Genomic DNA, 13,319 nt, shown 5'->3' with positions numbered 1-13,319 from the left:
CCCCACCGAACGCGCAGCATGTCCCGCCCCAGCCCCACCGAACGCGCAAGAGGTCAGCCAGGAGGTCGACAGAACGCGAGTTCTGTCCGCACGTATGCTGGCCCGCATGCTGGATGCCGCCGGACTGCGCGTCATGAGAGCCATCGCCGAGGAGGGCACCTTCACGGCGGCGGCGGCATCCCTCGGCTACACCCAGCCCGCGGTCTCCCAGATGGTGCGCCGGCTCGAGGAGCGGACCGGCACCGTCCTCGTCGAGCGCTCGGGTCGCGCTGTCCGCCTCACCGAGGCCGGCGAGCTCCTCGCCCGGCATGCCGCCGAGATCCTCGACGCGCTCGAGCGGGCCGAGGCCGACATCTCCACGATCGCCGGGCTGCAGAGCGGTCGCGTCCGGCTGATGGCTTTCCCATCCTCCTCCGCCACCCTCGTCCCCCGCGCGCTCGCCGCCCTACGCCGCGACCACCCGCAGGTGACGGTCCAGTTCTCCGAGGCCGAGCCGCCGGAGTCGCTGGCCGCGCTGCGTGCTGGCACCGTCGACCTGGCGGTCGCGTTCTCGCACGAGGGCACTGACCCTGGTCGCGGCGAGGACGACCTCGCCGGCCTCGAGGTGATGGACGTCCTTACCGACCCGGTCATGCTGGTCCTGCCCGCAGACCATCCGATGGCTGACCAGGACGAGGTCGAGCTGGCCGACCTGGCCGCCGACACCTGGATCGCTGGCTGCCCCCGCTGCCGGGGTCACCTGCTGTCGCTGTCCCGGCGCGCTGGTTTCGAACCCGAGGTCGCCTTCGAGACCGAGGACTATGTCGCGGTGCTCGGCCTCGTGGCCGCGGGCCTCGGCGTCGCCCTCGTCCCCCAGCTCATCCTTCAGACCGTCTCGCACCCCGACGTGGTCATCCGCCCCGTGTCCCCGCCCTCGCGCCGGGTCGTCCAGGTCGTCACCACCCCGGACCTCAAGCGGGTCCCCGCCGTCGCCGCCACGCTCGCGGCCCTGTGCGCCAGTGCCCGGGAGCTCGCAGCAGCCGAGTCCTGAGGTATGCCGCAACCCACCTCTCGCACGCCGTCCACCTCGGACGTTCGGTCGGGCTGAGAGCGAGCAGGACGCACGTTCGGTGGGCCTCACGGGCAACATGTCGCGCGTTCGGTGGGCCTCAGGGCCGACATCTCGCGCGTCCGGTCGCACTCACAGCGAGCATGACGGACGTTCGGTCGGAAGAAGGGGTCAGGCGGGGGGTAGTGCGGTGGGGGGTAGTGCGGTGGGGGGTAGTGCGGTGGGGGCGACGACGATGCCGAGGGTGCCGGGGCCGACGTGGACCGAGGTGATCGGGTCGAGCTCGGCGACGTCGGGTCGGACGCCGGTACGCTCCTCCAGGGTCGCGGCGAGTTCTAGGGCAGCATCCCGGGCGCCCAGCTCGAGCACCGCTACCCGCAAACCCTCGCGCTCGCCTTCCTCGATCGCTGCCACAGCCCGGTCCACGAGGGTCGCGAGCGCCTTGGTGCGCGTACGGACGCGAGCCTCGGGGTGCACCTCACCGCCCCGGATCGTCAGCAGCGGCTTGATCGCGAGCGCCGATCCCACCAGCGCGGCCGCGCGGCCGATCCGGCCACCGCGGCGCAGATGCTCGAGGGTGTCCACGTAGAACCAGGTCCGGCTCAGCCCGACCTGCCGACGGACGAGCTCCACGACCTCCTCGACCGAGGCCCCGGCCTCGGCGGCGCGCGCGGCGTTCACCACGGCATACCCCATCGCCAACCCGAGGACTCCCGAGTCCACGACCTCGACCCGCCGTGCCGCACCCGCCTCGCCCGCCGCGCCAGCAGGGCCCGCCCCGTCAGCACCCGGCCCCTCGGCACCCAGAATCTCGGCCGCCATCCGCGCCGAGCCGACCGTCCCACTCATCCGCCCGGACAGGTGGACCGAGACGATCTGCTCCTCCTCGATCCGCCGGTAGGCCTGGGCGAACTCGCCCGGCGACGGCATCGAGGTCGACACCCGCGCCCGTCCATCGCGCAGGATGTCCGCCACCTCACCCGGGGTGATCTCCCGCGCGCCCAGGACGCCCCGCCCGGTCACGCTCACGTGGAGCGGGACCACGACCACCCCCGCCTGCTCGGCCGTGGCGGCCGAGAGGCAGGCGGTGGTGTCGGTGACGACGCGGACGGTCACGAGACCCTTTCGCAGATCCTGGTGGAGGCGCTCAGACGACGATGTTGACCAGCGACGGAGCCCGGACGATCACCTTGCGCACCGGCGAGCCGTCAATGAAGGACTGCACCCGTTCGCTGCTCAGCGCCAGTTCCTCCAGCGCCCCGGCCTCGATGTCCGCCGGCACCTCGATGCGGTCGCGGACCTTGCCCTTGACCTGCACCACACAGGTCACGGTGTCCTCAACCAACTTGCTCGGGTCCGCCTCGGGGAAAGGCTCGTGCGCGAGCGAGGAATCATGCCCCAGCCGCTCCCACAACTCCTCGGCGAGGTGCGGCGCGACCGGCGAGACCATCTGCACCAGCGGCTCGACGGCGGCACGCGGCACGGCGTCCAGCTTGGTCAGGTGGTTGTTCAGCTCGATCATCCGGGCGATCGCGGTGTTGGTCCGCAGCGCGGCGTAGTCGGCGCGGACCGCGTCGATCGTGCGGTGCAGGGCCCGGTCCGTCGCCTCGTCCAGCTCGGCATCGACCACGGTCACCTCGCCGGTCTCCTCGTCGATGATGTTGCGCCACAGCCGCTGCAGGAAACGCTGCGAGCCGACCACGGCCCGCGTCTCCCACGGGCGGTACTGCTCCAGCGGCCCCATCGACATCTCATAGACCCGGAAGGTGTCGGCACCATAGGCCTGCACCATCTCGTCCGGGGTCACCACATTCTTGAGCGACTTGCCCATCTTCCCGTACTCCTGGGTGACCGGCTGGCCGTTCCAGGTGTAGGTGTCGCCCGCGCCACCCTGGCCGGCGTGGTGCTCGACCTCCTCGGCCGGGACCGGGAACCCGCGCTCGTCCCGGTAGACGTAGGCCTCGATCATCCCCTGGTTAATCAGCCGCCGGAAGGGCTCCTCGCTGGAGACGTAGCCCAGGTCGAAGAGCACCTTGTGCCAGAAGCGGGCGTACAGCAGGTGCAGCACCGCGTGCTCCACGCCACCGACATACAGGTCCACGCCTCCGGGATCGGTCGCGCCGCTCGGAGCACCGGCCACCGGCGCCGGGCGCGGCCCGATCCAGTAGTTCTCGACCGCCGGGTCGACGACGGCGTCTTCGTTCTGCGGATCTAGGTAGCGCAGGTGGTACCAGCACGACCCCGCCCAGTTGGGCATCGTGTTGGTCTCGCGGCGGAACCGGCGCGTCCCCTGGCCGTCGCCCAGGTCCAGCTCGACCTCGACCCACTCGGTCGCCCGCGCCAGCGGCGCCTCCGGTGAGGAGTCTGCGTCCTGCGGGTCGAAGGTCCGCGGGCTGTAGTCCGGCACGTCCGGCAGCTCGACCGGCAGCATCGAGTCCGGCACCGTGTGCGCGACGCCGTCCTCGTCCCAGACGATCGGGAACGGCTCGCCCCAGTAGCGCTGCCGGCTGAACAGCCAGTCCCGCAGGCGGTAGGTCACCGTCGGCGTGCCCAGGTCGCGCTGCGCCAGCCAGTCGATGATCCGCTCCTTGGCCTCGGCGACGCCCAGCCCGTCCAGGCTCACCTCGTCGTTGGCGGAGTTGATCGCCGGGCCCTCGCCGGTGAACGCCTGGTCCTCCGGGAAGCCCTCGCTCGGCTGCACGGTGCGGATGATCGGCAGGTCGTAGGCGGTGGCGAAGTCCCAGTCGCGCTCGTCCTGCCCGGGCACGGCCATGATCGCGCCGGTCCCGTAGCCCATCAGCACGTAGTCCGCGACGAAGACCGGGATCTGCGCCCCGTTGACCGGGTTGGTCGCGAACGCGCCGGTGAAGACGCCGGATTTGGTCTTCGCATCGGCCTGACGCTCGACATCACTCTTGGTGCTCGCCGCCCGCCGGTATGCCGCAACTGCCGACCGCGGGTCGCTCTCACCACCGGTCCAGGCTGGCTTGGTCTCCTCGGGCCACGTCTCGGGGACGATCTGGTCCAGCACGGGGTGCTCAGGGGCCACGACCATGAAGGTGGCCCCGAACAGGGTGTCCGGGCGCGTGGTGAAGACGCGGATCGACTCCTGCTCGCCCGTGGTCGTCGAGACCGCGAAGTCCACGTTGGCGCCGGTCGAGCGACCGATCCAGTGCCGCTGCATCAGCTTGACCTTCTCCGGCCAGTCCAGCCGCTCCAGGTCATCGACGAGGCGGTCGGCATACGAGGTGATCCGCATCATCCACTGCGACAGATTGCGCTTGAAGACCGGGAAGTCGCCGCGCTCGGACTTGCCGTCGGCGGTGACCTCCTCATTCGACAGCACGGTCCCCAGCCCCGGGCACCAGTTCACCGGTGCCGAGGACACGTAGGCCAGGCGGTACTCATCGAGCACCCCCGCGCGCTCCGCCTCCGACAACTGCGCCCAGCCCCGCTCCCGCCCCTCGTCGTCGACCCGGCCGGTCGAGCGCTCCCCCGACTCCAGCTGCGCGACCAGCTCGCTGATCGGACGCGCCCGACCCGTCCCCTTGCCATCGCGCGAGGTGGCGGACACGTCATACCAGGAGTGGTAGATCTGGGTGAAGATCCACTGGGTCCAGCGGTAGTAGTCCGGGTCGATGGTGGCGAAGCCGCGGCGCTTCTCGTGCGAGAGCCCGATCATCCGCATCTGCCGCAGGTAGGTGGAGATCGCCTGCTCGGTGGTGACGCGCGGGTGCTGGCCGGTCTGCACCGCATACTGCTCGGCCGGCAGCCCAAAGGCGTCGAAGCCCATCGTGTAGAGCACGTTCGCGCCCAGGGTGCGCTGGAAGCGCGCGTGCACATCGGTCGCCAGGTAGCCCAGCGGGTGGCCGACGTGCATCCCCGCCCCGGAGGGGTAGGGGAACATGTCCATGATCATCACGTGGCCGCCGGTGAGGCGCGGGTCGTCCGGCTCGGCCCACGGGCCGGCGGGGTTGGCTGAGCGGAAGGTGTCGTTCTCCTCCCAGCGGTCCTGCCACTTGGCCTCGATCTGGTTGGCCACCTCGGCGGTGTACCGGTGCTGCGGCATACGCTCGCTCATCGCTTCTCTCGTCCTCGTCATCGAATCCCTGCCTGCTCTGGCTCCTGTGCACAAAAAAGCCCCTCTCGCAGGAGGGGTCAGCCGCGCTGGTGGTGCGTCGTCAGCGCGGCTGCGTAAGAAGGAGCACGCAACGGGTCGTCATGATGGCGACCATGCTAGCGCAGCGGGTGAGCGGCCCCGCCCCGTATGCCGCATCCCACCTGCTCGTGCAACGACAAGGACCCCCGTCCCCGGCTGGGGAGGGAGGTCCTTGATCGTGTGTCGAGCTCGGCGGCTCAGGCGCCGATGCTGTGGAACCGCTTGGCCATCGCCGACTTCTTGTTGGCGGCCTGGTTCGCGTGCAGCACGCCCTTGGAGACGGCCTTGTCCAGCTTCTTGGACGCCAGCTTCAGCGCGTCCTCGGCCTTGGCAGCGTCACCGCTGTCCGCGGCCTCGCGGAACTTGCGGATCCAGGTGCGCAGCTCGGACTTGTAGGCGCGGTTGCGCTCGGTCCGCTTGGCGTTGGTCTTGACGCGCTTGATCTGGGACTTGATGTTTGCCACGAAGTGTTCTTCCTGCTCAGTCGTTGGAATGGGTGTCGTGAGGGCGACGACGCGGCGGGCCGAACGAGGCGTGGGGAGTGCCCTGGCGAGGCTCGCTGCGCGGGTGGTGCTTGCGATGCGCACACGACCGGGCGCGCACGCGATCGACCAATCTACCAGCGAGCGGCGCTCGGACCCAAACTGCGGATGTGCATAGAGTGGGAGAACCATGGGGTTCGGAGGACTACGCGATCGGGTCGAGGAGACGTGGGCCCGCCGGCGGGCCGGGAGCGATGCGATCCGCTCAGCGACGCGTCGCCTTCCGGACCGGGAACTGGGTCGATCGGCACGGCGCAGTGGACGGCGCAGCCGTCCCCATCGGGGCCACGGGACACCTCCCTGTGGCGGTTTGGACCAGTGGCGTCCTGCTATGACACCTTCTGGTTCTGCGCGATCATGGTCTTCGGTCTGGCCATCCTCCTCTACGGGATCGGGGAGATGGACTGGATCGCCCTGGGGATCGCCGTGCCGTGGCTGTACCTCCAGCTGTGCTTCGCCGTCCCGTGGTTGATCAGGCGCACCCGCCGCGGACCGAGGTCCCACCTGCGCGGCACGCGCGGCGGGCGAGCCACGCTGCTGTCCTACCGCCAGCTGGCCATCACCCCGGTGAACAGGGCGTTCGGCATCATCACCCTGCTCGGCGGGGCCGCGCTGGTGCCGACCACTTTCCTCCTCGAGGGCGCTCCACCCTGGCTCGCCCTCGCGGGACTGGTCCTCATCGTCATCGGTGGCGTGCAGCACGAACTGGTGCGACGGGACCACTCGACCTTTCTCGTTCTCGATGAAGAGGGGTGTGAGTTCGGCACCCTTCGCGTGAGCGAGCGAGTGCGCTGGGACGACCTGAGCGTGGTGCAGCCGAGGCACTCCCCCGTCCTGGGCGTGCGGACCGGCGGTCTCCCGAAGTCGCTCGAACTGCCCATCTCCCCCTTCGACGTCGTGGCGATCAGCGCCGTCCTGCTCGCCTTCGCCACCCGCAGCACCCTGCGCCACCAGTTGTCGTCAGCGAACGGGCCCGAGGTGGTTCGCTCCATCGTCGAGGACGAGACCTATGCGCAGGCCATCCTCGACGGGCTGCGCGTCATCCGTCCGGGCGAGGACGAACTGACGCTCGGCCAGCTCCGCTTCATGCTCGGCCTGCCGGCCGCTGTCACCGGTTTCGACGCGGAGGACAAGCGGGACCTGCGCCGAGCGATCCGCGAGATGGAGCGCGATGAGCGGCGCGAGGAGAGACGTGTTGAGAGACGTGTTGAGAGACGTGAGGAGCGGCGTCAGCGTGGGTGGTTCGGCCGCAGCTGACGCCGCCCGCCTGCGTGGCACCACGGGTCAGTCGGCGGCAGGCCGCGTCACCCGGTAGCGCACGAAGGTCGGCACCAGCAGCGCCGCGATCACCGTCCCGACGATCACGAGCACGCCACCACCGGCCGCCGCCACGGCAGCACCGACCACGGCAGCTGCCGCACCATGGAGGGTGTCCGCCACCCGTGGACCGCCCGCGACCACCACGATGAAGACGCCCTGCAGCCGCCCGCGCACCCGGTCATCGGCCGCGGTGAGCAGCATCGAGGTCCGGAAGGCTGCCGACGCCATGTCGGCCGCGCCCCCGATCGCCAGGCAGCCCACGGCCACCCCGAGCAGCACCGGCGGCGACAGGTCGGCGAAGAGCACCGCCACCCCGAACCCGGTCATCGCTGCCCCCCACACCAGGATGCAGAGGATCACCGCCAACCCCTGTCGTTCGACTCGAGACACCCAGCCAGAGAGCACGCCACCCAGCACCGCACCCGCCGGGATCGCGGCGAAGAGCAGCGCGAAGATCAGCCCGCCCTCGGCCGGCCCACCGAACCCCAGGTGCGCGATCTCGGGGAACAGGGCACGCGGCATACCGAAGACCATCGCGATCAGGTCGACCACGAAGGACATCAGCAGCACCGGGTGGTGGCGCAGGTAGGCGAACCCGTCCACCACCGACCGCACCCCCGGCACCTTGGCGGCAGCCCCCTCGATCCGCAGCGCGGGCAGCAGCACCACCGCCCACAGGGTCGCGAACAGCAGGACCGTGTCCACGGCATACAGCCACGCGTAGCCGAGCAGCGGGATCATCGCGCCGCCGACGAGCGGGCCGGCGATCGCCCCCGCCTGCATCACCGTCATGTTGAGCGAAGCCGCGGACGGGATGAGGTGGGCGGGCAGCAGCGCCGGCAGGATCGCGCTGCGCGTCGGTTGGTTGACCGCGAAGAAGGCTTGCTGGACCGCGAACAACCAGAGCAGGAACCACACGCCGAAGCCGTCAGTCCCGCCGATCGCCGCCTGCAGCCAGAACAGTCCGCTGGTGATGATCAGGCCGGTCGTGGTGATCACCAGGATCGTGCGGCGGTCGAAGACGTCGGCGAGCGCGCCGCCCCACAGCCCGAAGACCACCAGCGGCACCAGCCCGAAGAGCCCGGTCAGCCCGACATAGGCCGAGGAGCCCGTCATCGCGTAGATCTGCGCCGGCACCGCCACCACCGTCAGCTGCGCCCCGATGACGGTGATGATGTTGGCGATCCACAGGCGACGGAAATGCGGGTCGCTCAGCGGGCGGGTGTCGGCCAGCAGGCCGCGCAGGAGGGGCACGAGACGGGGATACTACGGCCCGATCCCGTATGCCGTCGCGCCAGTCACCCTCGCCCCGTCCGGACCGGCGCATCCGCCCCAGCCGCATCCGACCCAGCCGCATCCGACCCAGCCGCATCCGCCCTCCCGAACCAATACAAGGTTACTCACGCAATGTCATGGATATTGCGTTGCATTGCGTGAGTAACCTTGTCCGGCGTGAGGGGCCGCGTCCCGGCAAGCCAGCCGCCTGCCTTGACAACACCAAGGGCGCTCCACCCCGCACTCAGGGCGCTCAACCACGCTGGCTCAACCCCGCCGTCTCAGCCTCGCCGCAGCCGACAGATCTCCAGCACGGCGCGTTCGACGGCGTGCTCGGGACTGCGGACCGAGGCCTCGGTGCGTAGGCCACCCTTGACGTCCACGTCCGCCCGGGCCACTGCCTGGATCGCCGCCCCCAGGCGGGGGCCGTCCCAGCCCTGGGCCACCCGTCGGGCCTGGTCGACCTGCCACGGGGCCATGCCCAGATCGCGGGCGACCTGCCCCGAGCTGCCTCGTCCAGCCGCTGCGACCTTGCCGACCTGACGCAGTTGCATCGCGAGCACGGCCACGATCGGCACCGGGTCCAGGCCACCATTCATCGCGTGCCGCAGCAGGCCCATCGCGGCCCGCTCATCCCCCGCGAGCGCCGCCTCGGCCACCTTGAAACCAGTCGTCTCGACCCGCTCGCCGTAGTAGGTGTGCACGTCCTCGACCTCGACCGTGCCCTCGACATCCCGGATCAGCTGCGAGCACGCACCGGCCAGTTCGCGCACGTCCTTGCCGACCGCCTGGACCAGCGCCAGGACCGCGTCCTCGGCGATCCGCCGCCGGCTGTCGCGGAACTCCGTGCGGACGAACTCGACCTTGTCCTTCTCGCTCTTGACCGCCTTGGCCTCGATGAGCCGGGCGCCGCCCTTCTTGAGGGTGTCCAGGATCTTCTTTCCGCGGTTGCCGCTCTTGTGCCGGATGACCAGCGTGACGCCGTCGGCAGGTGCGTCCAGATAGCTAAGCACGTCCTCGACCAGCGCGTCGTCGGCCTCGTCCAGGTCGTGCACGACGATCACCGTCCAGCCGCCGAACAGGCTCGGGCTGGCGTGCACCCCCAACGCCCCCGCTTCGTAGCCGGCGGCGTAGAGCTTGACCACCTCCGCCTCGGGCTCAGCCGCCCGGACGGACTCGATCACCGACTCCATGGCGCGCTCGGCCAGGATCTCCTCGGGCCCCTGGATCAGCGCGAGGGTGATCGGCTCGCTCACGCAACCTCCCACGGACCGAGGTCGAGCCAGCCCTTCTCCACGGCGGCGGGTCGGGTGCGGGTCACCGCCTCGACGGGCAACGCGCCGTAGAGATGGGGGTAGCGCTCGCCCTCTGGGTCCGCCGGGTCACCGGGCTCGACGCGCACCTCCACGCCGTGCTCGGCGAGGACGACGGGGTCGATCTCCAGGACGACGAGCTCGTCGCTCACCTTGGCGTAGAGCGCCCGCGCGACCCCGGGGAGCTGCTCGGGATAGGAGGCGTGGATGAAGCCGACCTCGTCCAGGCTCGCTCCGCGGGTGGACCGGCGATAGGCGCCCGTATGCCGTGCCTCATCCCAGTGCGCGCGCTCAGCCAGGTGCCACAGGGCTCGGTCATCGCCCTGCAGGTCATCTGCCGCCTGCGCGTTCTCAGTCGCCTGCGCATTGTCAGTCGCCTGCGCGTTGTCTGCCGCCTCCGCGTTGTCAGCGGCCTGAGTGCTGTCAGCCGCCTGCCTGCTGTCAGCTGCCTGAGGGCTGTCGATTTCGTCCACGTCCCCAGCCTGCCTCATGCCAACTCGAGCTGGTTGATCCGGGCGGTGACCAGGTCGGGTGCCAGCTCGAGATGCTCGGCGAGCTCCTCCACGGTGATCCCGGCGGCGACACCGTCCCGCAGCTCCTCGTCCTGGTCGTCGGTCCAGGCGTGTCCCCCGGTGACTGCGGTCCGGGGCGAACGGGCGACGGGGACATCGCCCCGCGTGGGCGTGACCAGCGGCGCTCCGCCAAGGCCACGAGCACCGGGCTCGACGACGGGCAGCACCTCGGGTGCGATCTGGTCCAGCCGCTCCAGCGCCTGCAGCACGAGGGCCCTGTCGGTCGTCGGCCAGAAGGGTGGCAGCGAGGTCTGCAGGAAGCCCGCGTAACGCGCGCTGATCATCCGCGAGTCCAGGAAGGCCACGACGCCTCGGTCGTCGCCGCGCCGAATCAACCGCCCGGCGCCCTGCGCCAGCCGCAGCGCGGCATGGGTGGCCGAGACGGCCATGAAGCCATTGCCGCCCATCCGGGAGATCGCCTCGGTCCGCGCCGAGGACAGGGGGTCGTCGGGGCGCGGGAAAGGGATCCGGTCGATGATCACCAGCTGGCACGCGGTCCCGGGGACATCGACGCCCTGCCACAACGACATGGTCCCGAACAGGCAGGTGGTGGCGTCGGAGGCGAACGTCCGGACCAGCGTCGGGGTCTGGTCATCGCCCTGGCAGAGCACGGTGATGCCCGCATCGGCCAACCGCGAGCGCATCTCCTCGGTCGCCGCCTCCGCCGCCCGTCGGGAGCTGAACAGCCCCAACGCCCGACCACCCGCTGCGCGCACCAGCGCCTCGATCTCGTCGAAGACCGCCGGCGAGGCACCATCGCGGCCGGGCGGGGGGAGGTGGGAAGCGACATACGCAATGGCCTGCTGGGGATAGTCGAAGGGCGAGCCGACGTCGAGCCCCTCCCAGCGCGGCGAGCCCTGCCCGCGCAGGCCGATGGTGCCGGCGACCGAGTCGAAACTGCCGCCGAGCTCCAGCGTGGCCGAGGTCAGGACCACGGTGCGGTCCTCGAAGATCTTGTCCCGCACCAGCATCGCCACGCTCATCGGCGCCACCCGCAGCACCGGCCCGCGTCGCTGATCCTGGCTGATCCAGACGACATCCAGCTCGCGCTCCTCGAGCACCCGCGCGGCGGTGTCGTGCACGTCGTCGACCGCGGCGAGCGCCATCTGCTTGGCGCCGTCGAGCTCCGCCCCCTTGTCCGGCTTGATCTCCGACTGCGCCGCGTGGGCGGCGTCCCGCACCAGGCTCAGGGTGGTCACGAGGCGCTCGGGCAGCGCGGTCAGCTTGCCCTCGGGCAGCTCGGCCAGCGCCTCCTCGAGCAGCTCGGTGGTCTCGGCGAGGCGGGCAGCAGCCTCGCCCTTGCCCGCGCGCCGCGCCGCGACGGAGACCGAGCCAGATGTGAGCTCGTCGGTGATGGTCGAGGTGATCCGGTCGGTGAGCTCGTGCGCCTCGTCGACGATGAGCAGGTCGTGCTCAGGCAGCATGAACCTGCCCTCGAAGGCATCGATCGCCATGAACGAGTGGTTGGTGACGATGATGTCGACCTCTTTGGCCGCCTCCCGGGAGAGCTCGACGAAGCACTCACCGACCATCGGGCACTTCGAGCCCAGGCACTCGTGCGCGCTGACCGAGACCTGGCGCCAGGCGCGGTTGCTGACCCCCGGCACCAGCTCGTCGCGGTCACCGGACTCGGTCAGCTCTGCCCAGTCGCGCAACCGGACGACCTCGTCACCGAGCCGCCCGCGCTCGCGGTCGACCGAGCCCATCGACAGCAGGGCGTCGTCGTCATCCTCGGGGAAGCCGCCGACCAGCTTGTGCTGGCACAGGTAGTTGGCGCGCCCTTTGACGAGGGCGAAGGTAGGGCGCCGCCCGACGAGCGGCGCGAGGGCCTCGGCGATCCGGGGCAGGTCGCGGTCCACGATCTGCGCCTGGAGGGCGAGGGTCGCGGTGGCGATCACCGCGGGCTTTCCGGTGCGCATGGCGTGCGCGATCGCCGGCACGAGATAGGCCAGCGACTTGCCGGTGCCGGTGCCGGCCTGGACGAGCAGATGTTCCTCCCGCTCGACCGCACGCTCGACCGCCTTGGCCATCGTGACCTGGCCCGGCCGCTCGGTGCCCCCCACCGCCCCGACCGCAGCGTGCAGGAGCTCATCGAGGTCCGGGACGTCAGGCATGGCTTCAGGGTATGTCGTGCCACCCACCATCCCGGTCGCTCATCCACAGGCTCACGCCAGGGCGGAGTTCCCCCGCACCCGCTCGCGCCCGGTGTAGACGTTCAGACTGCGGCCGCGGTTGAAGCCGATCAGCGTCATCCCGACCTCCTCGGCCAGCTCGGCGGCCAGCGAAGACGGAGCCGAGACCGCGGAGAGCGTCGGGATGCCGGCGAGCGCCGCCTTCTGCACCAGCTCGAAGCTCACCCGCCCGGACACCTGGATGACGCTGCCGCGCAACGGCATACGGGACTCGCGCAGGGCCCAGCCGACCAGCTTGTCGACGGCGTTGTGGCGACCGACATCTTCTCGCACCTGCGCCAGCTCCAGCCCGTCCTGGCCGGGCACGAACAGCCCGGCCGCGTGCACGCCACCGGTGCGGTCGAAGATCGCCTGGCCCTCACGGAGCCGGTCCGGCAGCGCGAGCAGCGCCCCGAGGCTGTATGCCGTGTCATCCCCCCGCACATCGTGTGCGCCCGAGCGCCGGACCGACTCGATCGAGGCGGTGCCGCAGACCCCGCAGGAGGACGACGTGTAGACGTGGCGCTCGAGCGAGGGGTCGGGCGGCGCGACCCCCTCGGCGAGGGTCAGGTCGACCACGTTGTAGTCGCGCATCCCGTCCGCGCCGATGCCGGACCGGTAGTCGATCTGGGCGACGTCCTGCCACCCGGTGACCACGCCCTCGCCGTGCAGGAAGCCGACGGCGAGGTCGAAGTCGTCGCCCGGCGTGCGCATCGTGACCGAGAACGCACGCCCGTTGACGCGGATCTCCAGCGGCTCCTCCCCCGCGAGCACATCGGCCCGCTCGCGCTGCCCGCCGTCGGCGGACAGCCGCAGCACCCTGCGCCGCTGCGTCACCCGAGCCATCCCCCCACCCTAGGTCGACCGGACGTCCAGCGTGTCGGCATCCAGGCCCACCGGACGCGCAGCAGGCCCCGCC

10 protein-coding genes are annotated in these 13,319 nt (G+C 70.7%); 2 read left to right on the top strand and 8 right to left on the bottom strand.

What is annotated here, in order from left to right:
- Positions 1-106: 106 nt before the first annotated feature.
- Positions 107-1,030 (top strand): LysR family transcriptional regulator, encoded by a 924-nt coding sequence (locus ACQBAT_RS04880; protein WP_420748028.1) that lies wholly within the window; start codon positions 107-109, stop codon positions 1,028-1,030.
- Between the two features lie 189 nt (positions 1,031-1,219).
- Here the strand turns inward: ACQBAT_RS04880 and ACQBAT_RS04875 are convergent, their stop codons facing one another.
- The 3 genes from ACQBAT_RS04875 to rpsT all read right to left on the bottom strand — a co-directional run bounded on the left by ACQBAT_RS04875 (position 1,220) and on the right by rpsT (position 5,671).
- A complete protein-coding gene (locus ACQBAT_RS04875) occupies positions 1,220-2,164 on the bottom strand; it encodes a DegV family protein (RefSeq protein ID WP_420748027.1) in 945 nt (314 codons plus the stop codon).
- 31 nt (positions 2,165-2,195) lie between these two features.
- A complete protein-coding gene (leuS, locus tag ACQBAT_RS04870) occupies positions 2,196-5,129 on the bottom strand; it encodes a leucine--tRNA ligase (RefSeq protein ID WP_420748026.1) in 2,934 nt (977 codons plus the stop codon).
- Positions 5,130-5,404: 275 nt separating this feature from the next.
- Positions 5,405-5,671, bottom strand: a complete 267-nt coding sequence (gene rpsT / locus ACQBAT_RS04865) for a 30S ribosomal protein S20 (RefSeq protein ID WP_420748025.1) — start codon at positions 5,669-5,671, stop codon at positions 5,405-5,407.
- 396 nt (positions 5,672-6,067) lie between these two features.
- On the opposite strand from rpsT, the gene ACQBAT_RS04860 reads away from it, so the two are divergent.
- Entirely contained in the window at positions 6,068-7,006 is a 939-nt protein-coding gene (locus ACQBAT_RS04860; protein ID WP_420748024.1) for a hypothetical protein, read from the top strand.
- A 27-nt stretch (positions 7,007-7,033) separates the two neighbouring features.
- Here ACQBAT_RS04860 and ACQBAT_RS04855 read toward each other — a convergent pair whose 3' ends face one another.
- From ACQBAT_RS04855 to fdhD, 5 genes are all read right to left on the bottom strand, one after another.
- A complete protein-coding gene (locus ACQBAT_RS04855; RefSeq protein WP_420748023.1) occupies positions 7,034-8,323 on the bottom strand; it encodes an MFS transporter in 1,290 nt (429 codons plus the stop codon).
- A 302-nt stretch (positions 8,324-8,625) separates the two neighbouring features.
- Positions 8,626-9,600 carry a DNA polymerase III subunit delta gene (gene holA, locus ACQBAT_RS04850; RefSeq protein ID WP_420748022.1) on the bottom strand — a complete coding sequence of 325 codons (975 nt, stop codon included), beginning with the start codon at positions 9,598-9,600 and terminating at the stop codon, positions 8,626-8,628.
- Complete coding sequence (locus tag ACQBAT_RS04845; RefSeq protein ID WP_420748021.1) at positions 9,597-10,130, bottom strand: DUF952 domain-containing protein; 534 nt, start codon at positions 10,128-10,130, stop codon at positions 9,597-9,599. Before ACQBAT_RS04845 ends, holA begins: the two co-directional genes overlap by 4 nt.
- 14 nt (positions 10,131-10,144) lie before the next feature.
- The gene (locus ACQBAT_RS04840; protein ID WP_420748020.1) at positions 10,145-12,343 is read right to left on the bottom strand and encodes an ATP-dependent DNA helicase; all 2,199 of its coding nucleotides are present in this window, start codon (positions 12,341-12,343) and stop codon (positions 10,145-10,147) included.
- Positions 12,344-12,394: 51 nt separating this feature from the next.
- Positions 12,395-13,246: a formate dehydrogenase accessory sulfurtransferase FdhD gene (gene fdhD / locus ACQBAT_RS04835; RefSeq protein WP_420748019.1), complete on the bottom strand. Its 852-nt coding sequence runs from the start codon at positions 13,244-13,246 to the stop codon at positions 12,395-12,397.
- Between the last annotated feature and the right edge of the window lie 73 nt (positions 13,247-13,319).

The sequence above is a fragment of the Ornithinimicrobium pulveris genome (genome assembly GCF_050261105.1).
Lineage (GTDB): Bacteria > Actinomycetota > Actinomycetes > Actinomycetales > Dermatophilaceae > Ornithinicoccus.
The sequence above is the reverse complement of the archived record's forward strand: the minus strand, read 5'-3'. Positions and strand labels throughout refer to the sequence as shown.

Excerpts from the sequence above, each read along its gene's own strand:
- ACQBAT_RS04880 (WP_420748028.1), top strand. The coding sequence starts at position 107 with ATGCTGGATGCCGCCGGACTGCGCGTCATGAGAGCCATCGCCGAGGAG.
- leuS (WP_420748026.1), bottom strand. The coding sequence starts at position 5,129 with ATGAGCGAGCGTATGCCGCAGCACCGGTACACCGCCGAGGTGGCCAAC.
- ACQBAT_RS04840 (WP_420748020.1), bottom strand. The coding sequence starts at position 12,343 with ATGCCTGACGTCCCGGACCTCGATGAGCTCCTGCACGCTGCGGTCGGG.
- fdhD (WP_420748019.1), bottom strand. The coding sequence starts at position 13,246 with ATGGCTCGGGTGACGCAGCGGCGCAGGGTGCTGCGGCTGTCCGCCGAC.